General features: G+C 50.2%; 24 protein-coding genes. 11 read left to right on the top strand and 13 right to left on the bottom strand.

All coding sequences use genetic code 11. The annotated features are described in order from the left end of the window. Positions 1 to 34: 34 nt before the first annotated feature. Positions 35 to 688: a class II aldolase/adducin family protein gene (locus tag ACH518_RS14745; RefSeq protein WP_445370640.1), complete on the bottom strand. Its 654-nt coding sequence runs from the start codon at positions 686 to 688 to the stop codon at positions 35 to 37. A gap of 87 nt (positions 689 to 775) precedes the next feature. Here ACH518_RS14745 and ACH518_RS14740 point away from each other — a divergent pair, with 87 nt between their 5' ends. The 11 genes from ACH518_RS14740 to ACH518_RS14690 all read left to right on the top strand — a co-directional run bounded on the left by ACH518_RS14740 (position 776) and on the right by ACH518_RS14690 (position 11,192). Next, positions 776 to 4,114, top strand: a complete 3,339-nt coding sequence (locus tag ACH518_RS14740; RefSeq protein WP_445370639.1) for a mechanosensitive ion channel domain-containing protein — start codon at positions 776 to 778, stop codon at positions 4,112 to 4,114. Positions 4,115 to 4,180: 66 nt separating this feature from the next. Continuing rightward, a complete protein-coding gene (gene nrdR, locus ACH518_RS14735) occupies positions 4,181 to 4,639 on the top strand; it encodes a transcriptional regulator NrdR (protein ID WP_140911206.1) in 459 nt (152 codons plus the stop codon). Next, the gene (gene ribD, locus ACH518_RS14730; protein WP_445370638.1) at positions 4,629 to 5,726 is read left to right on the top strand and encodes a bifunctional diaminohydroxyphosphoribosylaminopyrimidine deaminase/5-amino-6-(5-phosphoribosylamino)uracil reductase RibD; all 1,098 of its coding nucleotides are present in this window, start codon (positions 4,629 to 4,631) and stop codon (positions 5,724 to 5,726) included. The genes nrdR and ribD overlap by 11 nt, the downstream gene beginning before the upstream one ends. A gap of 11 nt (positions 5,727 to 5,737) precedes the next feature. After that, entirely contained in the window at positions 5,738 to 5,992 is a 255-nt protein-coding gene (locus tag ACH518_RS14725; protein WP_445370637.1) for a hypothetical protein, read from the top strand. A gap of 35 nt (positions 5,993 to 6,027) precedes the next feature. Next, positions 6,028 to 6,684, top strand: a complete 657-nt coding sequence (locus tag ACH518_RS14720) for a riboflavin synthase (RefSeq protein ID WP_445370636.1) — start codon at positions 6,028 to 6,030, stop codon at positions 6,682 to 6,684. After that, positions 6,681 to 7,793 carry a bifunctional 3,4-dihydroxy-2-butanone-4-phosphate synthase/GTP cyclohydrolase II gene (gene ribBA, locus ACH518_RS14715; RefSeq protein WP_140911210.1) on the top strand — a complete coding sequence of 371 codons (1,113 nt, stop codon included), beginning with the start codon at positions 6,681 to 6,683 and terminating at the stop codon, positions 7,791 to 7,793. Before ACH518_RS14720 ends, ribBA begins: the two co-directional genes overlap by 4 nt. 38 nt (positions 7,794 to 7,831) lie before the next feature. After that, positions 7,832 to 8,320 carry a 6,7-dimethyl-8-ribityllumazine synthase gene (ribH, locus tag ACH518_RS14710; protein ID WP_140911211.1) on the top strand — a complete coding sequence of 163 codons (489 nt, stop codon included), beginning with the start codon at positions 7,832 to 7,834 and terminating at the stop codon, positions 8,318 to 8,320. After that, on the top strand, positions 8,320 to 8,766 hold the full coding sequence (gene nusB, locus ACH518_RS14705) for a transcription antitermination factor NusB (RefSeq protein WP_140911212.1): 447 nt from the start codon (positions 8,320 to 8,322) through the stop codon (positions 8,764 to 8,766). Before ribH ends, nusB begins: the two co-directional genes overlap by 1 nt. Next, positions 8,766 to 9,701, top strand: a complete 936-nt coding sequence (gene thiL / locus ACH518_RS14700; RefSeq protein WP_445370635.1) for a thiamine-phosphate kinase — start codon at positions 8,766 to 8,768, stop codon at positions 9,699 to 9,701. Before nusB ends, thiL begins: the two co-directional genes overlap by 1 nt. After that, positions 9,685 to 10,182, top strand: a complete 498-nt coding sequence (locus ACH518_RS14695) for a phosphatidylglycerophosphatase A family protein (RefSeq protein ID WP_445373002.1) — start codon at positions 9,685 to 9,687, stop codon at positions 10,180 to 10,182. The genes thiL and ACH518_RS14695 overlap by 17 nt, the downstream gene beginning before the upstream one ends. A gap of 194 nt (positions 10,183 to 10,376) precedes the next feature. Then, positions 10,377 to 11,192 (top strand): GlcG/HbpS family heme-binding protein, encoded by an 816-nt coding sequence (locus ACH518_RS14690; RefSeq protein WP_445370634.1) that lies wholly within the window; start codon positions 10,377 to 10,379, stop codon positions 11,190 to 11,192. A gap of 206 nt (positions 11,193 to 11,398) precedes the next feature. Here ACH518_RS14690 and ACH518_RS14685 read toward each other — a convergent pair whose 3' ends face one another. The 12 genes from ACH518_RS14685 to ACH518_RS14630 form a co-directional block, all read right to left on the bottom strand. Continuing rightward, positions 11,399 to 12,433: an IS30 family transposase gene (locus ACH518_RS14685; RefSeq protein ID WP_445370157.1), complete on the bottom strand. Its 1,035-nt coding sequence runs from the start codon at positions 12,431 to 12,433 to the stop codon at positions 11,399 to 11,401. Positions 12,434 to 12,547: 114 nt separating this feature from the next. Beyond that, positions 12,548 to 13,516: a glycosyltransferase family 2 protein gene (locus ACH518_RS14680; RefSeq protein WP_445370633.1), complete on the bottom strand. Its 969-nt coding sequence runs from the start codon at positions 13,514 to 13,516 to the stop codon at positions 12,548 to 12,550. 30 nt (positions 13,517 to 13,546) lie between these two features. Next, on the bottom strand, positions 13,547 to 14,635 hold the full coding sequence (locus tag ACH518_RS14675; RefSeq protein WP_445370632.1) for a glycosyltransferase WbsX family protein: 1,089 nt from the start codon (positions 14,633 to 14,635) through the stop codon (positions 13,547 to 13,549). A 6-nt stretch (positions 14,636 to 14,641) separates the two neighbouring features. Further along, positions 14,642 to 15,619, bottom strand: coding sequence for a glycosyltransferase (locus tag ACH518_RS14670; RefSeq protein WP_445370631.1), 978 nt, complete (start codon positions 15,617 to 15,619; stop codon positions 14,642 to 14,644). Positions 15,620 to 15,763: 144 nt separating this feature from the next. After that, positions 15,764 to 17,101: a glycosyltransferase family 4 protein gene (locus tag ACH518_RS14665; RefSeq protein WP_445370630.1), complete on the bottom strand. Its 1,338-nt coding sequence runs from the start codon at positions 17,099 to 17,101 to the stop codon at positions 15,764 to 15,766. A gap of 5 nt (positions 17,102 to 17,106) precedes the next feature. Next, entirely contained in the window at positions 17,107 to 18,315 is a 1,209-nt protein-coding gene (locus tag ACH518_RS14660) for a glycosyltransferase family 4 protein (protein WP_140911218.1), read from the bottom strand. Between the two features lie 57 nt (positions 18,316 to 18,372). After that, entirely contained in the window at positions 18,373 to 19,248 is an 876-nt protein-coding gene (locus ACH518_RS14655) for a glycosyltransferase family 2 protein (protein ID WP_445370629.1), read from the bottom strand. A 7-nt stretch (positions 19,249 to 19,255) separates the two neighbouring features. Continuing rightward, on the bottom strand, positions 19,256 to 19,918 hold the full coding sequence (locus ACH518_RS14650) for a class I SAM-dependent methyltransferase (RefSeq protein ID WP_445370628.1): 663 nt from the start codon (positions 19,916 to 19,918) through the stop codon (positions 19,256 to 19,258). A 5-nt stretch (positions 19,919 to 19,923) separates the two neighbouring features. Next, on the bottom strand, positions 19,924 to 21,165 hold the full coding sequence (locus ACH518_RS14645; protein WP_445370627.1) for an ABC transporter ATP-binding protein: 1,242 nt from the start codon (positions 21,163 to 21,165) through the stop codon (positions 19,924 to 19,926). A 44-nt stretch (positions 21,166 to 21,209) separates the two neighbouring features. Beyond that, entirely contained in the window at positions 21,210 to 22,028 is an 819-nt protein-coding gene (locus tag ACH518_RS14640; protein ID WP_140911222.1) for an ABC transporter permease, read from the bottom strand. 27 nt (positions 22,029 to 22,055) lie between these two features. Beyond that, a complete protein-coding gene (locus ACH518_RS14635; RefSeq protein WP_140911223.1) occupies positions 22,056 to 22,667 on the bottom strand; it encodes a tetratricopeptide repeat protein in 612 nt (203 codons plus the stop codon). A gap of 31 nt (positions 22,668 to 22,698) precedes the next feature. Continuing rightward, complete coding sequence (locus ACH518_RS14630; protein WP_445370626.1) at positions 22,699 to 23,928, bottom strand: glycosyltransferase family 4 protein; 1,230 nt, start codon at positions 23,926 to 23,928, stop codon at positions 22,699 to 22,701. Between the last annotated feature and the right edge of the window lie 32 nt (positions 23,929 to 23,960).

The raw sequence follows: 23,960 nt of genomic DNA, 5'->3' as shown, positions 1-23,960 counted from the left end.
ATAAAAATTAATAAATGCTAATAAAGCTGGCATTCTAGCGGCCCGGCCGGTTTTGCTCAAGCGCTAAGGCCATGGCCAGCCGAGCAATCAATAACTCTGCTGCTTGCTGCAGGGAGCCGCCGAAGGCCACGACGCCGTCCAGGTGTCCGAGCATGGCAAATATGCCGTGGTCGACGCTCCCAGAATTCCGCAATAGCGTTGCCACGGCGTCGGCCATCTCCGGGGTACCGTAGGGTACCTGTGCGGCGGTATGCGCCAGCTGCAAATTTGCGGTATTGTGCCAAATTTCCGGGCAATGCACGTGGATGACGGCCTGCACCCGCGGCAACAGCTGGTAGATCACCGCGTGAGTCAAAGCTTCCGAAGAGGGTTGGGCCGGGCCTAAGGACTGCAGCCGATTCTGCTGTGGCGACGCCGTCGTGACCCAGGCGTAATGTTCCGGGCCGAGCTGGGGCAGATCGCCGGTCTGGGTGGCGGATACCAAAAAGCCGTTCTCGCCTGGAACCCGACGGCTACTGATGTTGCCGAAACCGAGGCCATCGTATTTGCCGGCGATGCGACCTATCAAACCGAGGCGATACATAATGTCGCGCCAAGCATTGATCGCGCGCAGATCGGTGTCTACGGGCAGTGCTTGGTATCGGTGGTCGAGACGGTATTTGATCACGCCTTCGCGATCGTTAAGCATAGGAACTCCAGCCGGCTATTTTGTTTTACGCTGATTACACTAACTCATGAACTTGAATTTTTTGCTGCATAGCCTGTTTTTTTATTGATGTTGTTGGCGGGCGATGCCTTTTCGGCCGCAGCTGCGCCGGCTACGGCCATCAAAGCCGTGACCCGGGCCGATATTCAGCAGCGGGTGCAATCGATCAAGGACAAGCAAAATCTGGCCGAAGAGATCAAGAACCGGATTTTGGCCGCCTACCGCGAAAGCGACGACAATTTGAGCGAGGCCGAAGCTCAGGATGCTCAAGCCGATTCCTTCAAGCAGGCGTTGAGTTTGTATCCGGTCGTTGCCAAACAAATCGCCGGCCAGATTGCCGAAGCGGAAAACAACTTAAAAAATCGCAAAGCGGAAAAGTTGGCGCTATTTCCGACCGACGAACTGGAGCAGCGCTTAATTATCGAAAAGACCCGTCTCAGCGATCTGGATGCCGAAATCAGCCGGATCGAAGCGCAAATCGGCGAACTAAATAGCCGGCCGCAACTGATTCGGGAAAAAATTGCCGAAATCAAAAACAAGCAGGCATCCAGTTTACAGGAGCAACAAAGTTTGGTCGCGCGCGCCGCCGACAGTCTCTACGAGCGCGAAGCCCGCCAAATCCAACTGGATACCCGGATTCGCCTGTTGAACAGCAGTTTGAAAACGCTGGAGCTGGAAAACATCAGCAGCCCGCTCCGGTTGCAGGTCGAAAAGGACCGGATGCATCTGGCGTCGTTGCAACGGGAGTTGGAAGCTCTGACCATTGCCGATCTGGATAATTTTTTATTGGATCGGCGCCAGCAGCAAATTGACAAGGAGCAGGCCGAATTGGCGCAGGCGGAGAAAGAAGCGGAAAGCAAGCATCCGCTGATTAGAGCTGCAACCAAGCAGAACATGCAATACAACCGCAAGCTGCAGGACATCAATAAAAACATGGAGCAATACCTGCTGCAAAAAACCGAGATCGATACCCGCGGCAAACAACTGGAAAAAGACTTTCAAAGCGCCGAGCAAAAAATCAATCTCGCCGGTTTGAGTCCGGCCTTGGGCAACCTGCTGCGGGAACAGCGTCGTAACGTGCCGCAGCGAAAGCAGTTTGCCCATTTGAACGACGATATCCAGGCGCAAATTGCGCTGGCGAGTTTGGAAATGTTCAAACTGGATGAGGCGAAGAAAGAGTTGGCCGATGTCAATCAAGTGTTACTGGATCAAATCGGCCAATTGCCGGCGGAGACGGACGACGCGGAGAAATTGCGGATTCGTACCGAATTGCGCATGTTATTGAACGACCGCAAAGATCTGGTGATGCGGCTGGCCGCCAGTTATAACGACTACGGCCGCTTACTCGGCGACGTCGATTTCAGTTTGCAACAAATGCTGGGCGTGGCCGACAAATTCAGTGCCTATCTCGACCAGCGCTTGCTGTGGGTGCCCAGCGCGCCGGTGATCGACAAACATTATTTGAAGGATATTATCTCGTCGTTGACCTGGTTTCTGAATCCGGGCAATTGGCTGCGGGTGGCCGCCGATTTTGCCGAGAGCATCGCGAATTATCCGATGTTAGCGCTGGTCGGTTTGGGGATAGTGGTCCTGCATTGGCGTTTTCGCTTGAATCTTAAACTCAAGCTGGGGCGCTTGCTGGTCAAAAATCCGATAGGCCATAGTTTCGGCGAGATTCTATCCGGCATGGGATATTTGATGCTGTTGTCTTTATACGGCGGGTTATTAATGGCCTGGATCGGCGGCGTATTGTTATTGAACGCCCGCGCCGATTTTTTCAGCCACGCCTTCGCCGAGGGGATGGTCGTTACAGCCGTATCGCTGTTTGTCGTACAATTTTTCTTTCGCCTGTTCAAACCCGGCGGTATCGCCGAAACCCTTTTTCATTGGCCGGAGCATGCCACCAGTCTGCTTTACGGCCAAATGAAATGGGCCCGGTTTTTGTTGCTGCCAGCCGTATTCATTATGTCGATGACCGGGAGCGACTTGTTTTCCGAACACAGCTATGCCTTGGGGCGTAGCGCGCTGATTGCGATGATGCTGACCTTCAGCTACGTCTTTCACCGTTTGACGCAGCCGCAAACCGGACTGGGTCGCTATTTTTACCAACACTCGGAGGGTTGGGTCAGTCGGTTGCGTTACGTCTGGTATGCGATTGCGGTACTGACGCCGCTGGCGATTATCGGCTTCGCGGTGGCTGGCTATTTCCAAAGTGCGTTGGAGTTGGAACAAAAGCTGATCGACAGTCTGCGATTGGTGTTTTTCGTGTCCTTGTTCCAGGCCTTGGTGTTACGTTGGTTGCGAAATACCGAGCGGCGCCTGGCGCTGCAAAATGCCCGCCAAAAGCGCAAACAGACCGAACAGGCGGCAGCCGCGACCGGCGCCGAGCCGGCGATTCCGTTGGAAGATGAATTGTTGGACATCTCCAAAATCAACCAGCAGGGCCATAAATTTCTGACCACGATAACCGGCGTGTTGCTCGTGGTTGGTGCTTGGCTGATCTGGAGCGATATCCTGCCGGCATTTTCGGTATTCGACCAAATCGTGTTGTGGCAGCACGCCCAAATCGTCGACGGCAAGGAGGCACTGCAGCCGATCACGTTGATCAATCTCCTGCTGTGTTTGCTGTATATTGGACTGGCGTTTTTGTTCGTCGGCAATTTTCCAACCTTGGTCGACTTGGCTACGGCCGGTAAATTCGCCATGACCGCCGGCGGCCGTTACGCCCTGATTCAGTTGGTGCGTTACAGTTTGGTTTCGATTGCCTTTTTGGCTGTCGCCAACGAGCTTGGCGGCAGCTGGTCGCAGGTGCAATGGTTGGTGGCGGCGCTCAGCGTGGGTTTGGGGTTCGGTTTGCAGGAGATCTTCGCCAATATGGTGTCGGGCATTATCCTGTTGTTCGAACGGCCAATTCGGGTCGGCGATACCGTTACCGTGGGCGACGTTACCGGCCGGGTCAGCCGGATTCAAATGCGGGCTACCCACATCGTCGATTGGGACCGCAAGGAGTTGGTGGTGCCGAATAAGACCTTCATTACCGACCAGCTGATCAACTGGACCTTGTCCGATACCGTAACCCGGGTGGTGGTACCGGTCAGCGTCTCCTACGGCTCCGATATCGAGTTGGTGGAACAGATCCTGAGCGAAGCGGTAAAAAACACCGAACAAGTTCTGGCCGATCCGGAACCGGTGATCAGTTTCGTCGGTTTCGGCGAAAGCGCATTGGAATTCAAAGTCAATGTGTTCGTGCGCGAGCTGAGCGACCGGGCCGTCGCTACCCACAAATTGCATATTCAGATCTACGAAGCGTTACAGGCCCACCATATCGAAATCCCGTATCCGCAACGCGACGTGCATATCCGGTCGGTCTCGAAAGGCGTATTGAACGAGGGCGGTGCCAGCTATTAGCCGATTTCAATATCACTGGGTTCTGTAATAAAATGCACCCCTTTAAACCCAGTTTCGATTTTTAACATGCGTTGTCCGTTTTGCGCTGCACAAGACACGCGGGTGATCGACACCCGTCTGGCCGACGACGGCGACCAAGTCAAGCGTCGGCGGGAGTGCGTCGCCTGCAAAGAGCGCTTTACCACGTTCGAAGTGGTCGAATTGACCCTGCCGCGGATTATCAAACGTAGCGGCGCCCGGCAAAGTTTCGACGAACAAAAACTGCGGGCCGGTATGCAACGGGCGCTGGAAAAACGGCCGGTGCAGGTCGATGCCGTCGAAGCCGCGTTGAGCCGGATCAAAAAGGCGCTGACGGCCAAGGGCGAGCGGGAAATCCCGGCGCGCGAGCTGGGCGAGATGGTGATGAACGAACTGAAAGCGCTAGATCACGTGGCTTTCGTGCGTTTTGCCTCGGTTTACCGTAGTTTCCAGGATGTGTCCGATTTCACCGCCGTGATCGAAAATCTGCAGAAGCATGACGCCTAGCCAAGACGCCGCCTTTATGGCGCGGGCTTTGAAACTGGCACAAAACGGCTTGTATACGACCGATCCCAATCCCCATATCGGTTGCGTCTTGGTCAAGCATGGCGAAATCATTGCCGAGGGTTGGACCCAGCGCGCCGGTTACGCTCATGCCGAAGTCGACGCGTTGAGTCGGGCCGGTGACGCCCGCGGCGCCACGGCCTACGTCACGCTGGAACCTTGCAGTCATCAAGGCAAGACCGGGCCCTGCACCGAGGCATTGATTGCAGCAGGTGTGACACGGGTGGTCGCCGCGATGCAAGATCCGAATCCGCTGGTATCCGGCCGTGGCTTGCAGCAGCTTGCTGCGGCCGGGGTCGAAGCGGTTTGCGGTGTGTTGCAAAGCGAAGCGGAAAATTTGAACCGCGGCTTTTTCAAACGGATGAGCCAAGGTTTGCCGTGGATTCGCAGCAAGTTGGCCATGAGTCTGGACGGGCGCACGGCGATGGCCGGCGGAGAAAGCCAGTGGATCACCTCGCCGCAGTCGCGGCAGGATGTCCAACGTTGGCGAGCCGCCAGCAGCGCGGTTTTGACCGGAATCGACACGGTGTTGGCAGACGATCCTTCATTGAGCGCGCGGGTCGATTTCGATGTGGTCCAGCCGGTGAAAGTGGTACTGGACAGCCATTTGCGCATACCGCTCGCTGCGCGGATGTTGCAGGATCCTGCGGAAGTCTGGATCGTCACTTCCAGCAGCGATTCGGTAAAACGACAGCGTCTGCTGGATGCCGGCTACAAGGTGTTTCAGGTCGATGCGACAGCCGGACGAACCGATTTGCACCAGGTGTGCAGATTGCTGGCAGAGCGGCAGATCAACACGGTCTGGGTCGAGGCCGGTGCGACCTTGAACGGCGCTTTGCTGAATAGCGGCCTGGTCGACGAGTGGTTGATTTATATGGCGCCTTGCGTTTTGGGCGACAGCGGACGCGGCCTGTTCCGGATGCCGGAGTTGCAGCGCCTGCAAGATAAGAAAAAACTTACTTTGGCGGAAGTGCGGCAAGTAGGCCCGGATTTACGGTTGCTGTACCGCCCGCAAACAATTTCCGATTAGGGCTAGCCGTTATGAGGACTGTCATCATTTTTACGTTGTCATTATCGTTGTTGCCGGGCTGGGCGGGCGCCGAGGACGACGAATCGAAAAGCTCGAAAACCGTTAAAATCGAAGGCGGCAAATACGTCGGTGAAGAGCACGATATCGAAATTTACGATTATCATAGCGGCGTCTACCAATCGGTAACCGTTTACCGTAAACCGCACAAAACCGAAAAAACTCAGGACTCCGCTGCGCAGCCGGCGGAACAGCCGCAAAAACGTTGACGGTCCAACATAACCCGAATCATCGAGCGAATATCATGTTTACCGGAATTGTTTTAGCCGTCGGCCAAATCGCGGCCGTTCAACCCAGGGGCGGAGATTGCCGCTTGAGTATCGAAACCGGCAAACTGTCGCTGCAAGACTGCGCGCTCGGCGACAGCATTGCCGTCAACGGTGTCTGCCTGACCGCGGTCGAATTGGCCGAGCATCGCTTCAGTGCCGACGTATCTAACGAGACCTTATCGCGCACGACCTTAAGCCAGGCCAAACCGGGTATGCCGGTTAATTTGGAGTTGGCGCTGACTCCAAGCAGCCGGTTGGGCGGGCATATCGTCAGTGGCCATGTCGACGGTATCGGCCAAATTCTGGAAAAACGCGCCGACGGCCGTTCCTGGCGCTTCAAGTTTAAAGCGCCGGACCCACTGGCCAAATACATCGCGGAAAAAGGCTCGATTTGCATCGACGGCATCAGCCTGACGGTCAACAGCGTCGACGGCGCCACCTTTGCCGTAAATATCGTGCCGCACACTTTGCAGGAAACCACGCTCGGCCAGGCCGAAGTCGGCCACCGGGTCAATCTGGAAGTCGATCTGTTGGCCCGCTATCTGGAACGCCTGATGCAAGGCGATGCTGCGGCCCGCGGCCGGGGGACCATCACCGAGGCCCTACTTCACGACGCAGGCTTTATCCAATGAACAGCATAGAAGAAATCATCGGCGATCTGCGCCAAGGCAAGATGGTCATCATCATGGACGATGAAGATCGCGAAAACGAAGGCGATTTGTTGATGGCGGCCGAATTCGTCCGCCCGGAAGACATCAATTTCATGGCCAAATACGGTCGCGGCCTGATTTGTTTGACCTTGACCCGCGAACGTTGCCAGCAACTGCGGCTGCCGCTGATGGTCAACGACAACCGCACCCCCTATACCACCAATTTCACCGTGTCGATCGAAGCGGCCGAGGGCGTTACCACCGGCATTTCTGCGGCGGACCGGGCGTTGACAGTGCAAGCCGCCGTTGCCAAACAGGCTCAGCCCAGCGATTTGGTCCAGCCGGGCCATATTTTTCCGCTGATGGCGCAGGCCGGCGGCGTGCTGAACCGGGCCGGGCATACCGAAGCCGGTTGCGACCTGGCTCGCTTGGCCGGTGTCGAGCCGGCCGCGGTAATCGTCGAAATTCTGAACGACGACGGCTCTATGGCCCGCCGTCCCGACTTGGAGGCGTTCGCGGAACGCCATAATCTGAAAATCGGCACGATTGCCGATTTGATCCATTACCGGATCAAGCACGAGAACACGTTGGAACGCATCAGCGAATGCGCCTATCCGACCGAGTTCGGCGATTTTCGGTTATATGCCTACCAGGATTGTAACGACGACAACGTCCATCTGGCCTTGGTCATGGGCGACGTGGCTGGCGACGAGCCGGTTTTGGTGCGAGTGCATGCGCGTAACGTAATCGACGATTTGCTGTTCTCCAAACGCAGCGATTGCAGTCTGCCGGTGCGGGAAGCGCTGAAAAATATCGCAGAGGCCGGCCGCGGCGTGCTGGTGCTGATCCGGCAGAAAGAAAACAACAAAGATCTGGTCGAATTGATCCATAGCTACCAAATGCAGGACCACGGCGTCAAACACAGTCGCGATCTCAGCGCCGACGCCGATTGGCGCACCACCGGCGCCGGTTCGCGGATTTTGTCCGATCTGGGTGTGCGCCGGCTCAAGGTGATGGGCGCGCAAAAAAAATACATCGGCTTGTCCGGTTTCGATCTGGAAGTGGTCGAACATATCGATGCCGGCAATTGACCGCAACAACCTCAATCTCTCACTCATCAGGTAAATACATGGCAACAGTCACTACCGTAGAAGGCAATTTTTCCGCGCAAGGCGGCAAGTTTTGTCTCGTCTCTTCGCGCTTCAACAGCTTTATCGTCGAACAATTGGAAGGCGGCGCGATCGATGCATTGGTCCGCCACGGTGCGGATCGCAACGATATTACGCTGGTCAAGGCGCCGGGCGCCTTCGAATTGCCGATGGTGGTGCAACGCATCGCCGCCAGTAAAAAGTACGATGCGATCATCGCCTTGGGCGCCGTGATTCGCGGCGGCACGCCGCACTTCGAATACGTGGCCGGCGAATGCGTCAAAGGCATTGCCCAAGTCGCATTGCAACACGATATTCCGGTTGCATTCGGTGTGTTGACGGTCGATAGCATCGAGCAGGCGATCGAACGCGCCGGCACCAAAGCCGGCAACAAAGGCGCCGAGGCCGCTCTGTCCGCGATCGAAATGGTCAGCCTGTTCAAGGCCCTGAACGCCAACCAGGGCAATTAATGAGCCAGGCAAAAACCAACGCCAGAAAATGTGCGGTGCAGGCCTTGTACCAATGGCAGATGTCGGGCGACAGTCTGACCCGGATCGAGACCTATTTTCTGGAAGAAGAACATTTGAAAGGCGCCCAGAAAACTTATTTCAGCGAACTGTTCCACGGCGTGCCGAAACAGCTGGACGTGATCGACGCCGCGTTGGCCGAATTCGTCGACCGGCCAGTGGAGAAAATCGATCCGGTGGAGCGGGCGATTCTGCGCATCGGTGCCTATGAATTGATCAACCGTCTGGAAACCCCGTACAAGGTCATCATCAACGAGGGCGTCAATCTGGCCAAGGATTTCGGCGCCGACGGCAGCCACAAATACGTCAACGGTATTCTGGATAAAGTGGCACAGAAGCAGCGGGCAATGGAAATCGCCGCCAAACAACGCCATAAAACCGGCGACTGATGGCGCTGGGCGAATTCGACCTGATCCGTCGCTTCTTTGCCGGATCGGCGCTGCAACATCCGTTCAATCAACTCGGCATCGGCGATGATTGCGCCTTGCTGAATCTGCCGGAAACCTACCAGATCGCCGTGACCGCCGACACCATGGTCGAAAACGTGCATTTTTTTGCCGATGTCGATCCGAATGCCTTGGGGCATAAAGTCTTGGCGGTAAACCTCAGCGATTTGGCGGCGATGGGCGCCGAGCCGTTCGCGGTGACGCTGGCGTTGACCTTGCCGCAAGTCGACGAATCCTGGTTGCAAGCTTTTGCCGATGGTTTTCTGGCCCTGGCTCGTCAATATCGGGTGGATCTGGTCGGTGGCGACACCACCTCCGGACCGCTGAGCTTGACGGTACAGGCCATGGGTGCAGTGCCGCGCGGCCAGGCCTTGTTGCGTTCCGGCGCCAGGCCCGGCGACTTGATTTTCGTCAGCGGCCCCATCGGCGATGCCGGCTTGGGACTCAAGATCAAACAAGGTTTGCCGGTCTTCGGTAACGAACAATCTTTGCAAAGGTTCGACCGGCCGCTACCGCGAATCGAGACCGGTTTGGCGTTGCGCGGCGTTGCCAGCGCCTGCATCGATATTTCCGACGGCTTGGCTGCCGACCTGGGCCATATTCTGCAGCAAAGCGGCGTCGGTGCGGTGCTCGATTGGGACAAACTGCCGTTGTCGACTGCGGTGGGCGAGTATATCGCAACCAGTTCGGACTGGACGTTGCCGTTGAGCGCTGGTGACGACTATGAACTGTGCTTCACGGTGCCGGCGCCATTGGCGGCAAAGGTACCGGCCGGTTGCCACTGCGTCGGCGTCGTCGAGGTCGAGTCCGGTCTGCGGATTCGTCGGGCAGGGCGTATCGAAAACATTCCAGCCAGGGGTTATCAACACTTTGCTTAGAGAATATTACGGTAACAGCCGGTTAAGCCCCCGGCAAATCCTAAGCGACCCGGTGTTGTTTTTGGCGTTCGGTTTCGGCTCCGGTCTTTCCAAGTTCATGCCGGGCACGTTCGGTACTGCCGCCGCGATTCCGCTGTATCTGTTATTGGTCCAAACCGGCAGCGTCGTTTATAGCTTGGCGACGCTGGTAGCAATCGTCGCTGGAGTGGCGATTTGCCGCCGCGCCGCGGACAAACTGCAGGTACACGATTTCGGCGGCATCGTCTGGGACGAAATCGCCGGTTTCTTGGTGACCATGCTCGGCGTTGCTTTATCCTGGCAGAGTTTGTTGGCCGGATTCGTTCTGTTCAGGCTGTTGGATATCCTGAAACCTTGGCCGATCAAATGGTTAGATCGAAACGTCGACGGCGGTCTCGGCATCATGCTTGACGATATCGCCGCCGGCGCGATTGCCTGTCTGATTTTACATTACTGGTTTTAGTGCGTTTTCTGGTTGCCGCCCGCCGTAATAGCCGCACTCGCTAACTACCCTCCGTGCGGACGGTTGACCCTTAGCCCTTGCCAATCTAGAATCCAAAAACGCGGCTCAGTCATAAGAGCGAGCCGCGGCTACCATCGGCTGCGCGAGCGAGCTATCGAACGCATGGTCAACAACAAAAATAACGAGGGGAAATTATGAATTCGAAGTTAGTACTTGCGGCGACTGTCGCCGCCCTGTTGAATACGGGTAACGCATTCGCAGATTGGGATTTTGGCGGCAAAGGTATTGGCGCAGCTTGTAAAGGCTTGCCCAGCCACGCTGCGTTAAAAGCTGCCTTGAATCAGGCCGTCAGCACCGAAAGCAGCGGTTTGAATCTGCATATGTGGGCCACTATCGTCAACCGAGACGGTGTGGTTTGTGCCGTGGCTTATTCCGGTAGTAATCGAGCAGCGCAATGGCCTGCCAGTCGGGTGATTTCGGCCCAAAAAGCCAATACTGCCAATTCCTTGAGCCTGGATTCTACCTCGGCTTCGGCCGGCTCGGGCAGACAGTTGGGGCTGGCGTTGTCGACCGCAAATTTATACTCTGCGGTGCAGCCTGGTGGTAGTCTGTTTGGACTACAGGAAAGTAATCCGGTGAATGCGGAAGTGGCTTATGGCGGTAACTCAGGCCTTTACGGCACGCCGGTCGACCCGATGGTCGGCAAAAAAATCGGCGGTGTCAATGTGTTTGGCGGCGGTCTTGGTTTATATGCGACAGGACAAGCCTTGATTGGCGGTATCGGTTTGAGCGGCGACACATCGTGTGCCGACCACAATATCGCTTGGCGAGTCAGAAATAATTTAGGTTTGGATCACCTTCAGGGCGTAAACGGCGTCAGCGGCGATGGGCAGCGCCCGGATAATATCGTTTACGACATCGGGGCCGACGGTAAGAGCGCCGGTGGCTTTGGTCATCCGACTTGTATAAACGTCTCTAACCCTTCGGAATTGCCGGCCGTCATTCCATAGGGGGATCCCAGCCAGAAATGGTTACGGGCCTATAGCGGTCAATCGCATGGGCCGTGAAGGTGCCGTGGAAAGCGGCACCTTTCTTACATCCCGGAAATGGTTTCGGTATTGGTTTGGTCTGGTTTTTTGCTTAATGCACGTTCCGGTAATCCGGGTCATTTTGCTATTGAAGGGCGGATTCAAAAGTGAAGTGCAACACCTCGATATTAATGAATGAGAGTTGACTGTTGCGAGCTGTTCAGCAGCAATTCCCTGTAAACAGCGAGCGGACAGCGTACCCCAAGACCTTTCCGGGGTCGAGAGTTGATTTGATCGGCAATGGCATCGAGTTGTTGTTGCGTGTAACCGGACAGATCAGTGCCCTTGGGCAAATACTGACGAACCAGGCCGTTCATATTTTCGTTGGAGCCGCGCTGCCAGGGGCTATGAGGATCGCAGAAGTACACGGCAATGCCGGTATTGGCCGAAAGCTGCTTGTGTAAAGCCATCTCGCGGCCTTGGTCATAAGTCATGCTCACCCGCATCGGTTGGGCAATGCTGTTGAGTTTGTCGGTAAAGGCTTGCAGTACGTTAGCGGCACTGGCGGGCTGCGGATGGGGTAGTTTGATCAACATCAGCAAGCGACTGGTACGTTCCACCAAGGTACCCACCGCGCTGGCATTACCCGCGCCTTTGATGAGATCGCCTTCCCAATGCCCTGGAAACTGGCGGTCTTCGATTTCAGGAGGCCGCAGGTGGATGCTGAGCATGTCCGGTATCTGACCTCGACGGTCTTGGCCCTTGCTGCGCGGCACCCGTTTGTTTTTGGCCTGGCGCAGACAGGCAATCAGGTCGCGCTTTAATTCGCCGACCGGTTGGGCATAGATGCAGTTGTAGATGGTTTCGTGTGACACGCGATACTCATGACCTTTGGGATAGAGAGCCGCCTGCGCCAGAGCAATCTGCTCCGGTGACCAGCCTTGCTGAAGGAAATATTTGACGACACCAAACAACACGCCATCGACATGCAGTTTCTGCCGAGGTCTGGATTGTCGCCGCCGACGTTGACAGGCCTGATGCGCTTGGACGCTGCCGTAATGACCGGATGCGCTATTACGACCCAGTTCTCGGCTGATGCAGCTGGCGGGACGTTTCAGCACCCGTGCTATGGCACGAACACCGTAGTTTTGTTGCTTCAGACTGCTGATCGTGACTCGCTCTTCAGGCTGAAGCTGTTGATAGCGCTTTGAGGTAATTTCCATGTGCATACCTTACTGGTGTTTTGGGTGTTGCACTTCACTTTTGAATCCGCCAAGTAAAAACCAGCCGATTGTGGTCGCGAAAGCTGGGCGACCAAAATCCAGGGTATAAATGTTTTATTGATTGGCCCGTTTTCTAAACGCGCCAATAAAATTTAAATAAATACCGGACGGTAACCAAGCGGGAATAATATATTTCAGATCAGTAGGTTTAAACTGGCCGGATATAAAAGCTTTTCTAAATAATATTTGGGCTCCGCCCAATTCGCCGGCCCAGTATAATTCATACGCTTGATATAAAATCTGCTCATAAATCAATTTATTGCAGTTCTGCTTGCCAATGGATTTTTCGATGCCTGGAAAGTCTTTTAAAAAGGCTTTTTGTACGCCAAGATGATTCAATATTGCGCGCAAGCGATTACGGGTAATCTGTTCGCCTTGTTTATGGTGATAGTAAGAAAGAACTTCCGGAACCCGGACAATTTTGCCGAATAACGCAATTCTCAACCACATGTCAAAATCCTCTGCGGTAAACCAGGCATCGTTAAAACCTTTGACGCGGTCTATCTCTTGTTTGCGGGTAATGACGGCGTGGATCGGCCAAGGGCAGCTTTTTAACAGAATACTCGCCTTATCGGACGTTTCGTAGTCCGGCGGAATATAGGGCTTGCAGCGGTCGGCTGCTAAGCCGATATTCTGCCAGCCGCAATAGGCAAGTGTGCAATCCGGATTTTGTTCTAGGCAGCCGAGAAGTTTTTCTAAAAACTCCGGGTGCCAAGTGTCATCGGAGTCTAGAAAAGCAATAAATTGGCCAGAGGCCGCTTGAATTCCGACGTTACGGCTTTGCGCCGGGCCGGAGTTGGATTTGAATATCGACTTAATATTGGGATAAGTAGCTTCCAATTCGTTGATGACTTGTCTGGAGTTATCTGTTGAGCCGTCGTCAACGATAATTAACTCGAAATTCTTAAAAGTTTGGTTGTAAACGGAAGCAACGGAGTTTTTGATCGTGACAGCCGAGTTGAAACATGGCATTACTATGGAGACAAAAGTATCCCCTGTTTTTGAGTTGTTATTTAATGCCACGGCGTTTAACTCGGCAACTCTATAACTTGACTAGTTTTCGTAATGGGTGAGTTCTTCTTTGACAATATTCAGATAACTCAGGCCGTGTAGTTGATCGGGCTCCAGATAATTGCCTTCAGCCCATTCATTCCAAGCTTTGACAAAAACAATGCGTTTTTCGGGGGGATTTTTGGCAATTAATCCAAACGCTTGGCGTAATAGCTTCCTGAATAGCTCGGGCGTTGATCCATGCAGTACTAAGCCGTTTTCGTTGGATCGCGGAGTGTTATCCCAGTTTGGTAATACGGTCGGATAGTCCGGAAAGCTTGGTGCCGATTTGCGAATCAGGTTATCCATCACCTCCGCATAGTCGTATACGGTCAGCGAGGATTTTTTTCCCGCAATAAACCGCAAGATTTTACGCATGATATATCGGGTGGGTAAGTGACCATCTTTTGGTGGCAAAGGCTGCCACGTCGAAGCATCGAGCCCGACGCTGGTCGGGTCCCAGTCCTGGCGCATTCGATAATTCACTCCAACCAGATACAGACCAGCCAATCCGGCGGCGGCGGCTAATTCTCGCCAGTACGCAATTACGTTTTGCAGATCGGGCACGTCCATCGGACTAAAAATCAAAAACAGAGGTTTGCCTTCGATCGTGATGTAACGTGGGTCTTTGAAGGCATTAAGCAGCCATTCAAAGTGCTGCTTATGGTCTTCCATGCCTGGGTAGGTCTGCTCGATTAAAGTTCGATCAGCGGTGCCTTGCCAGATGTTGTTCCAACTATGATTTGCCCAGCACAAGCAAAATGGGAAATCGGGTTCGCCGCTGGCGAGAATCTCGTTGACTGGCCGCTCAAGGATGCGTCGGCCGTCGCCGAACCAGTAGTGGTAGTAGCAAAACCCCTCAATTCCGTATTCTTTGGCAAGTTCGGCTTGAGCGTGACGCGCTTCGGGTAACCGTAGGTCGTAGAATCCGAGGTCGGCCGGCACATGGGGTTGGTAATGGCCGGGGTATAGCGGCTTGGCTTTAGCGACGTTGGTCCATTCTGTGAACCCTTTGCCCCACCACTCGTCGTTTTCCGGGGTAGGATGAAATTGAGGTAAATGAAAAGCGATAAGGCGTGGACTGGTCTTCATAAAATGTTAAACAGAGTTGAATTTTGCAAGTATGGCTCGCCAGGCTGACACGATTTCTTGTTCTTCAAGCGCCAATGAATAAGTCTCGCGAATAAAATTAGCTGCCAGCCGACCTTTCTGCGCCATGGTTTCGGGGGCCTGCCGGTAGGTTTGTATGACGTGTTCGACAGTTTTCGCAAAGCCTACTATATCGCCTTGCTCGATAGGATAAGAGAATTCAGGGTTGAAAAACTCCCGGCCCCCGCCGCCGTGGAAGCCGATCACGACACAACCCGATGCCATAGCCTCTGCAGCAGGTAAGCCGAAGCCTTCGGGATAACCGAAACTCAAAAAGACGGCCGAGTCGCGATAAATTCTTGCAACTTCTGCTTGAGGCAAGTTAATGAAAGGGACGATCTCGAAGTCTTCAAGCGCGCCGCGAAACTTCAGAATGTTAATCACTTGCATCGCGTCTTGCTGATTTTTGATGCGGGAAAAACACAATTGCTTTTTCTTTTTCTTTTTCTCTTGATAATAAAAGGTATTAGGATCGATAGAGAGTCTAAACCGATAGAGCGATAGTTCCGGAAAAGCATGACGTAAATAATCTTCGCCGTCCTTCGAGTTTACCAGCGTGGCAAGCGTATCGGGGTCGTGATATGGACTTATCAGGCGATCTTTGTTCAACGAGTAACCGTTAAAGGTCAGATAGCAATTTTGGTTTAATACGACTTTTTTTATGCCTTTGCCGTAAGCCCACGCCAAATCCGGTCCGTACAATTCCGGTATAGCAATAATGTCGTCTGAGCCGATCGTGCGACTTTTGCCGCCTTTGATGTGCAACTCAACGACCTGATCCGGCTGGAAACGGCGTTTTACCTTGCCGTGAAGACGATCGATGATCGAGCCCCGCCAATACACAATTGGCGTTTTATTTTCGAACCACGATACTCGAAATCCGGGATTGTTGTGCACGACGTAGGCCGGGATGCCGTTACGGTTCAATACGTCGACATGCTGATATATGACTCTTACCCCCCCTACGGGAGTGTTATGTTCCGGACAAAGATAATAGATAGTCACGAGGTTGGCTCAATTTCGAGTGTTAGCGTGAGCAAAGCCAGCGGCTTGCTCTGGCTGTTAAGATGGTTATGCCGATCCATTTGAGTGGGTTTGCTTGAAACGCCACATTACATGTTTGTCCAACATGTCGATGCATCGTCTTTTAAAACCAGGGAGTCCGAAATAGTTAAATTGCATTTCGGCGTTTTTTAATGCCTTGGTATCGCTCAGCTTGCTGTGTTGCCGCCGTGATAAAAACGATTTTTCTTCCAGAATTAACGCCAAATCGTTCATAAATTCGATTTGCTCCGACGCGGCGTGATAGGCCCGAGCATCAGCCGCCGCTTGGCGGCCGATTTTTTCGCGAAATCCCGGATCGACGGCCAATTTTTTCATCCAATCGGCGGCCTCATCGATATGGGGTTCTGCCCATACTGCGCGTTTGCCGAGTCGGTCAGGGCCATTGGCGGCCATGCCGGTATAAGGCACCAAATCAAATCCTACCAGACACGAATTCGTGTGCCGCATGAACGACATGTTACCCGACCAGGCGGTTGCTATCACAGGCTTGCCTAACGTCATACATTCTAATGGTCCGAGTCCCAGTCCTTCCGCACGGTGCATAGAGACAAATACGTCACAGCTGGCATACAGGCTTAACACATCCGGGTAGCTCAGCGACTTGGGGATAAAATGAACACGGGGATTACCAGCACATCGTGATTTTAGTTCCTCTACCAATCGCATGGGGTTGCAACCCGGCGTAGTGACTTCCGCGTTATTTAATTTCACGACTAAATGCGGCGCGTCCGAAGCTTCGGAGTTGCCGGGAAACGCCTGCAGGAAAGCATCGACAGCACCAAATGGGTTCTTGCGGGCCGGGTCATGATGCGGATCGAAACTGGATACAAACAGAAGCTTATCGTGAGGCAGTTCAAATTTAGCGCGGTCTGCGTAAATTCCGTCAGGCAGGAAAAGCGGGTGTATGCAGTCGAGCGTCAATACATCCGATAAATTAGTATCAAATACATGTTTAACAAAGTGCGATCCGGCCAGTACCACATCAAATAAACGTAGCGCTTCCCGGAAGCGTTTCGGTAGCACTGTTTCTTCGCACCAGATCAATCCTACATTGAGACGATTGGCGGCAAACAAGCCCTTCGGGGGATGCAGAAACAGGTTTGGCAATTGTCCCATCGATAGAAAGAACAAATTGATCGAGTAGGGCAGTTGTATCGGGTCGTCAACTGTAAGATCCTGGTACTCATGCACCCGGGCATTGGGAGCGCGCTTGTAATCTATATCAAAAATCGATACTGGAATTTGCCGATTTAAAAATAGTTTTACAAAATGCCTGGCAGTTATTCCCAAGCTTACGTTACTGCTGACGTAGCCGATAACGTTGATGCCAAAATTACCGTTCATCTTAGTTAATTTGTTTTATTGAATCGCCATAGCACATAACGATTGAGAGTGTGATAAAACCAGCTACGAAGAATGCGGCTTTTGAGTTTTAACCATGGTACCTGGGTTTGATCGATCTGGCTGAATACCTGATTAATTTTGACTTTCACCACCGCTTCTGAAAAATTATTTTCCAGAAAATTTCTGCCGGATAAGCCGATTTCGCTATGCCGCCCCGGATCGTTGAGTAAACTTAATACGTGATCGGCAAATTCTCTGGGTGTATCGCCAATCAATATTTCCTTGCCTGGAGTAAGCCCGAAGCCTTCTAGCCCAATCGAGGTCGTGACGACTGGGAGGCCGAAGGACAGCGCTTCGCCAATTTTGCCCTTTACACCGCTCCCGTAACGCAAAGGTGCTACCGAGATATAGGACTCTGTCAAATAAGGGTGCATGGACGGCACGTGGCCCAAAATCTCGATGGGCCCGCCGTGAAGATTTTTCACCGTCTCCGGGTAGCCTTCGCCGATTACTTTAAAACGAACCTGAGGGGCTTGTTCTAATATTAGCGGCAAGACCTCGTTGGCAAAATATAACACTGCGTCACTATTAGGCTCATACTGGCCCCAGCCTACAAACATCAATACGTTTTTATCTCGCGCCGCAGTAGGAATATATTCACCCATAGGATGAATATTTGGAATGATAGCGAGTTTATTGGCGGGGAGTTCTGGTGCTAATAACTGACGCTCCTGTTCAGAAACGACAATAATGAAATCAGCTTTCCTATAGGTGGCAATTTCTTCCCGCTTAACTTTATTGGCGAAATCTATATCGCTCTGTTGTTTAGTCAATCGGGCACGTGACATATATCGGCCGAACTGAACGTCTACAGAGTCTATAATCAATTTCGCTGTCGGCGCCCAATCTCTTACTGCTTGAATATTTTTCGGGGTCGCCAGTACATAGAGAACGAATACCACCGAATCGTAATTTTCAGCCTGTAAGGCCGGCACCAATCCGTTATCGCAAATACCGACGCCTTGAGACACCAAAGTTTGTCGATAAAGCGACACCGCGGACTCTCCTAATTCGTTGACCATGTAGGGGACATCCAACGGGCAAAGCGATACTTGGTGAGACTCCGTCAGTATTTGAATCAAGCGAGAAAACCTGAGTTCGTATGAGGAACGGTCGAATGCTGGGTAGGAGTCAGAGACGATCAGTATTTTCATGCGCTAAATGACTCGGTAAAGAATATATTTGTTGAGATATCGATCCGGCAACTAAAGTTAATGTTTTACCCATGGCGGTATGAATTCGCTCCAGTATTGATCTTCATTTTTTGCCAATCGCTTGATAATCGGTCTGAGAAATCTAATAACAGGATTCTGGATAATTGCTTGGTAATTTTTCTCGTACCAGCAGTATTTATTGATTATATCTGTTAGTTGTTTTTCGACTTGCTTTTTACCACCATGTTGAATGATAACCATCGCACAATCTAAAAGCATAAGTTTCTCAAAAGCTGTTGTTTTGGCATTAGGATGACTTAAAGCTTCAGAAAGAAGGCTGTCAGTGCTGATAAATTTAATTCCATTTTCCGCCATTCGCAGCCATAAATCCAGATCCATCGCGATGTGGATAGATTCATCAATCGGACCAACCTGCTCCCAAGCCGCGCGAGAAAATGCGCTAGACGGTTGCAAAAAATTGCCGCCATTCATCCAGCTATATAGGCTATTCAGATCGATTGTTGGATTAGGTTCAATGTAATAAATTTCGTTGCCAGACAAATCAACAATTCTTCCTGAGCCAACGACCATACCAATTTCCGGATTGTTCTGGAATGTCTTAGAGAAATATTCAAGAGTGCCAGGCAGGTACCAATCATCCGAATTTAGCCAAGTAAGTATGTCGCCGGTGGCTTTTGCCATGCCTTTGTTTATAGCATGGCTTTGACCTCTATCAGGCTCGCTAACCCAATAAGCTAAATAGTGCTCGTATTTTTTTATGACCTCAATTGTGTTATCGGTACTTCCACCATCAATTATTATAAACTCCAGATTATGATAATCTTGTGATATTACAGATTGTATAGTTTTCTCAATAAATTTACCTTGGTTAAAGGTGGGAGTTACTATCGTTATTCTTGGTAATTTATTCATTTTTTTACTATTGAACCTTTGAAGCCTCTAAGTTAAGGCTAATTAGGTATTCTTTGTTATTAAACGATAGCTTCTTTGATGCCCAGTCTTCAAAATTATGAAATTGACTTTCATGCGGATTCCATTCCGTTATGTCTCCAAAATTATGTGAAAATAATAGGTTACTTAAATATTTTTTGTTATAGACTTCATGGTGAAAATTTTCTGGGTAATCTTGTCCGCCCATAAGGGAGGGCGATATGTATTCTATTTGGTGATTTGTATCGTTATAAATGGCAATGATGTGATCGAAATCCGGTACGGATATTCTTAATTTTCCTTTGGGTTTTAATATGCGATGCATTTCTTTGAGGACTAATGATATATTTTTCCTAGGGACGTGCTCCAATACGTGACACATGTAGATGAGATCGACAGTATTATCCGGAATCATCCATAGGCGGAAAATATTGCGAGTCACTATATGGACATGACGATATTTTCTAGCATCAATATTGATAAAGTCTGGGGCGTTTATGTCGCCGCAGCCAATGTGTAAAAGTAATTCTCCGTCTTGCGTTCTCGGGTATTTCTTTTCTCTTGCAAGCCAGAGTGATTGTCGAGCGAAGTTGGCAATATTGTAAAATTTTGATCCAATTATATTTTTAAGTCTTTCGATTCGCCAATGCATTTTATTTATTGTCCATTGTTGTCAAGAAATTTCCATTTTCCGTTTAAATTAATAAATCCTTCCGTCATGCTTTGAGTTCTTTCGATATTTGAAGTTTTAACTTGGAAGTTAATTACGCCTTCTTCATAGAAGATATTACGCGCTATTTTTCCGGCCTCAATGCCGATACGAATTGAAAAAACACCGGGTAATAGAGGAAAGGATGGTATTTCAATGGCCAATATATATTGACCTGGATACAGTATTTTGTTTTTAAACTGAGACTCGGTGATTTCTGTGGCAAGATAAAGAAAGTCTGTGGTATGAATTCCAAACCCGAAGTTTGGGTTTTCAAGTGTTTTGTTGACTTTAAAATTCAAACGAAATGTTATATTTTCATTGGTATTGATGCTTTCAATTTTTTCACCGCGATCGTTAATTATTTCAACGGCATTTAGTTCGATATCCCCAGAAAGCTCTTTTCGAGCTCTGCTTGATGAATGGTGGCTTTGCTCTTTTATTTTCTCGTCGTTTTGCGCATAAAAAAGGCCACATATTTCCGCCGGGTTTCCATCCGCGACAATTTTACCGTGATCCATGAGGAGCACTCGCTTGCATATGCGTTCGATTTGTCGAATGTTGTGGCTGACAAGTAAAACTGTTTTTCCTTGATGAATTATCATGTCTTCCATCTTATTGAAGCATTTCCGTTGAAACGCTAAGTCGCCGACTGCTAAAACTTCATCGATAATTAGAATATCCGCATCCAGACTGGTGGCGATGGAAAATCCCAGCTTTACGGTCATGCCGGAGCTGTATCGTTTTACAGGGGTGTCAATAAATTTTTCCAATTCGGAAAAATTAATGATTTCGTCCAATTTTTGTTGAATGACTTTTTTCGGAATACCCAAAATAGAACCATTCAGGAAAATATTTTCCCTGCCGGTTAATTCTGGATTTACGCCTGCGCCCACTTCGATAAGCGGGGCGATACTACCTCTTACCACAACATTGCCCTTTGTAGGCTTGCTAATATTGGCGAGGTGTTTGAGTAGAGTGCTTTTTCCGGCGCCGTTGTGTCCGATAATGCCAACGACTTCACCTTCATCAATAGCAAAGTTCACATTGTCGAGGGCTTTAAACCGCTCGCGACTAATTGTAGGCTGAAAACTTAGGCGTCGTATTGCGTTGACGGCAGTTTCTTTCAAACTGGTAAGGTGTCCGAGTTGATATTCTTTGGTCAGATGATTGACTTCTATAATGGCCATATAGTGGAATTTGAGTATTTCGATTCTAGTAAGTTATCGACCTATTAGATAACGTCTGCAAACCAATTTTCAGCCCGCTTAAAAAACCAATAGCTAAAAGGAAGCACAGACAAAGTTAATATCAAACCTGGGTAAAGTGCTTGAAAATCCGGGTCAGATGCTCCAATTAGTGTGCGCTGAAAACTATCGATTATTCCAACTAATGGATTTATAGTGTAAAGGGTATACAACTTCTCCGACCACTCTCCGGCTGCCTGCTCTATAAGTAGTTTCTTTTTAACCAGGCTTAAGGGATAAATCACCGGTGAGCCGTACATCAATAACGATAGGCCGATTGGTATGGCTTGCGCGATATCGCGGTAGTAGACATTCATCGCTGCGCCGAAAAAACTGATCGTCAAAGCCACTACCATGGTATACAGCACAAAAACCGGCAGCCAGAAAGCATATATAGTAGGCAAAATTTTGTAATAGATCATCATTCCGGCCAGTATTACAAAACTAACAACTAGTTCTACTAGTTTGGTCACCATTGCTGTCAACGGAAAAATTTCCCTTGGGAAATATATTTTTTTAATTAAGGCTGCGTTCGAGGTGACGCTGTTTACACCTTCGGAAACGGATTCCTGAAAAAAGACCCAAGGTATTAATGCCGCAAAGGTAATTAAAGGGTAAGGTAATCCACCTGTCTCAATACCTACGAAACCCTTGACTAGCGTGAATACCAACATCAGCATAACTGGTTTTAGTACCGCCCATAAAATGCCAAGGTAAGCCTGTTTGTAGCGAATAACTATATTTTTGTAAGTTAGAGCGGCTATTAGCTCTCTATAGTTATAAAGGTTTTTGATTATTCTGAACATCTCGAATGGTATGCGCTATAAGGTATATTAATCAGCTTTTTGGGTTTTTTTCAGTTTAGAAAGACGTTTCAATAGAGGCTTAGAATCCGGTTTCTTTTCTAAGCCTTGTTCCAGTATATTGATCGCCTCGTTAGGTCTGTTCAATTTGATATATATATCGCCTAGCGCTGCATAAGGCATCCAGGTTTTCGGGCTACGCTCGATACTTTTGTGATAGTTGTCGATAGCCGCTTTGTAGTCCTCCAATCCTTCGTATGCTTTGCCGATGTCGTAGTACATTTTAGGGATCAATACAAAATCCGACACCATACCGTGCTTAAACGGAAAAACCATTTCGTTGATGGCCTGTTTCAGATAACTGACTCTTTCCGCACGGTTGTTGGTTTTCCAGGCCAGGTTATAGGTAAATAATCCTGCACAATAATGGTGAATACCGCCGTTGCCTGCCAGCCTTTTTTCCCACATCAAGGCTCTTGGCGTGCCTTGGGCACCTTCCTGATGCATTTCTTTGCAGAAAATAGGCAGCCCCATATAGTCTAGATCTGTTTGAGGAAATTCTGCTTTAGCAATGATCGGTAAAAGTCCGATACACAGCATAAATGTTTTTAATGATTTTTTGGCAAACTTTATAATTCTCATTATGTATAAGCTTTATAAGTTGTAAAAATGGCTACTGTTTCAGTAATTTAAAGTAAATTGACTCTATACTTGTTGTATGAGTTTTTATAGAGAATAATTTAAACGCCTTTTCTTGCGCGTTTTCCCCAAGCCGTTCGGCTAAGTCAGGTTTTTGGTAAAGTTCAAGTACGGCATCACGGAAGCTTTCGGAGTCACCGGCGCTAAATAACAACCCCGTTTCTCCGTTGTCCAGCATTTCCGCGCCGCCACCGTGGTTCGGGCCGATTAAAGGTCTGCCCATTGCCATGGACTCGATAACTACTGTGCCTAACGGTTCAGGCGCTGTCGATGCCGACACGACCACATTTAAACCGTTGTATACGCGTTCCATTTGCCCGATATGGCCGGTGAAAATAACAAAATTTTTTAAGTTTTCGTTATTGACTCTATTTTTCAACATTTCTTCATAATTAGAGCATTCTTCCGGCGTACCGCCAATAATTACCATTTTTAAATTTGGAATTTTATCAGATAGCTCTTTGGCGGCATCCAAAAATAACTCCTGGCCTTTCCAGGGAATCAGTAATCCTACCAGTCCGACTACAAAATCATTGGTTTCTATATCAAATTGTTTACGGAATGTGTTGCCGTCAGCCTTTAAATCGAGTTTTTGTAATTCTATCCCATCATAAACTACGGTTATTTTTTCCCGGGCAACCATTAGTTCAGAAGTCATTCTGTCAGCGACCCAGTTAGAAACAGATACAAAGTGGTCCGGAATTTTGTAAAGGTAACCCGCCAATTTGGAATAACTAGGGTTTTCGCGCACATGGCAAACACACGATTTATGCAAAATTTTAGCGGCCAGCAAAGCGGCGCGGTTGCAAACTGGGTCATTGTTGGCGTGAATCAGGTCTGCTTCAAACTTCCAGGCAATCCAGAGAAGTTGCAAAAAAAACGGCATAAAATTGAGCAAATCATCAGCGCGAGCGATGATTTGCGTGGCGATAAATCTTAAATATCGGTTGCTTGCAAACACTGGTTTGCGTTTTACTAAAGCACGCCATGCGCTAATGTCGAAATGGCGGTCTTTTATAGGTTTCCAAACAGCCTCGCTTGCTATTTCTTGGTATTGAGCAGTTGCGCGTCCAGTAACAACGATCGGATAGAATTGGCTGCGATCAAGACATCTCACTAAATGGCGAAGACAAATTACGGCACCACCATAGCCAATGCCATTTTCAACGAATAATATGCGTTTCGGTTTGACTGCACCGTTCATTTAACCGGAATGTCCTATGGGCTGTTATAATT

The organism is Methylomonas sp. HW2-6, assembly GCF_052474525.1.
Note: the sequence above shows the minus strand (reverse complement) of the source record. Positions and strands in the feature narration are given on the sequence as shown.

Excerpts from the sequence above, each read along its gene's own strand:
- ACH518_RS14635 (WP_140911223.1), bottom strand. The coding sequence starts at position 22,667 with ATGAGAATTATAAAGTTTGCCAAAAAATCATTAAAAACATTTATGCTG.
- thiL (WP_445370635.1), top strand. The coding sequence starts at position 8,766 with ATGGCGCTGGGCGAATTCGACCTGATCCGTCGCTTCTTTGCCGGATCG.
- ACH518_RS14675 (WP_445370632.1), bottom strand. The coding sequence starts at position 14,635 with ATGAAGACCAGTCCACGCCTTATCGCTTTTCATTTACCTCAATTTCAT.
- ribH (WP_140911211.1), top strand. The coding sequence starts at position 7,832 with ATGGCAACAGTCACTACCGTAGAAGGCAATTTTTCCGCGCAAGGCGGC.
- ACH518_RS14660 (WP_140911218.1), bottom strand. The coding sequence starts at position 18,315 with ATGAAAATACTGATCGTCTCTGACTCCTACCCAGCATTCGACCGTTCC.
- ACH518_RS14640 (WP_140911222.1), bottom strand. The coding sequence starts at position 22,028 with ATGTTCAGAATAATCAAAAACCTTTATAACTATAGAGAGCTAATAGCC.
- nusB (WP_140911212.1), top strand. The coding sequence starts at position 8,320 with ATGAGCCAGGCAAAAACCAACGCCAGAAAATGTGCGGTGCAGGCCTTG.
- ACH518_RS14655 (WP_445370629.1), bottom strand. The coding sequence starts at position 19,248 with ATGAATAAATTACCAAGAATAACGATAGTAACTCCCACCTTTAACCAA.
- ACH518_RS14665 (WP_445370630.1), bottom strand. The coding sequence starts at position 17,101 with ATGAACGGTAATTTTGGCATCAACGTTATCGGCTACGTCAGCAGTAAC.
- ribD (WP_445370638.1), top strand. The coding sequence starts at position 4,629 with ATGACGCCTAGCCAAGACGCCGCCTTTATGGCGCGGGCTTTGAAACTG.
- nrdR (WP_140911206.1), top strand. The coding sequence starts at position 4,181 with ATGCGTTGTCCGTTTTGCGCTGCACAAGACACGCGGGTGATCGACACC.
- ACH518_RS14630 (WP_445370626.1), bottom strand. The coding sequence starts at position 23,928 with ATGAACGGTGCAGTCAAACCGAAACGCATATTATTCGTTGAAAATGGC.
- ACH518_RS14690 (WP_445370634.1), top strand. The coding sequence starts at position 10,377 with ATGAATTCGAAGTTAGTACTTGCGGCGACTGTCGCCGCCCTGTTGAAT.
- ACH518_RS14720 (WP_445370636.1), top strand. The coding sequence starts at position 6,028 with ATGTTTACCGGAATTGTTTTAGCCGTCGGCCAAATCGCGGCCGTTCAA.
- ACH518_RS14725 (WP_445370637.1), top strand. The coding sequence starts at position 5,738 with ATGAGGACTGTCATCATTTTTACGTTGTCATTATCGTTGTTGCCGGGC.
- ACH518_RS14685 (WP_445370157.1), bottom strand. The coding sequence starts at position 12,433 with ATGGAAATTACCTCAAAGCGCTATCAACAGCTTCAGCCTGAAGAGCGA.
- ribBA (WP_140911210.1), top strand. The coding sequence starts at position 6,681 with ATGAACAGCATAGAAGAAATCATCGGCGATCTGCGCCAAGGCAAGATG.
- ACH518_RS14650 (WP_445370628.1), bottom strand. The coding sequence starts at position 19,918 with ATGCATTGGCGAATCGAAAGACTTAAAAATATAATTGGATCAAAATTT.
- ACH518_RS14740 (WP_445370639.1), top strand. The coding sequence starts at position 776 with ATGTTGTTGGCGGGCGATGCCTTTTCGGCCGCAGCTGCGCCGGCTACG.
- ACH518_RS14645 (WP_445370627.1), bottom strand. The coding sequence starts at position 21,165 with ATGGCCATTATAGAAGTCAATCATCTGACCAAAGAATATCAACTCGGA.
- ACH518_RS14745 (WP_445370640.1), bottom strand. The coding sequence starts at position 688 with ATGCTTAACGATCGCGAAGGCGTGATCAAATACCGTCTCGACCACCGA.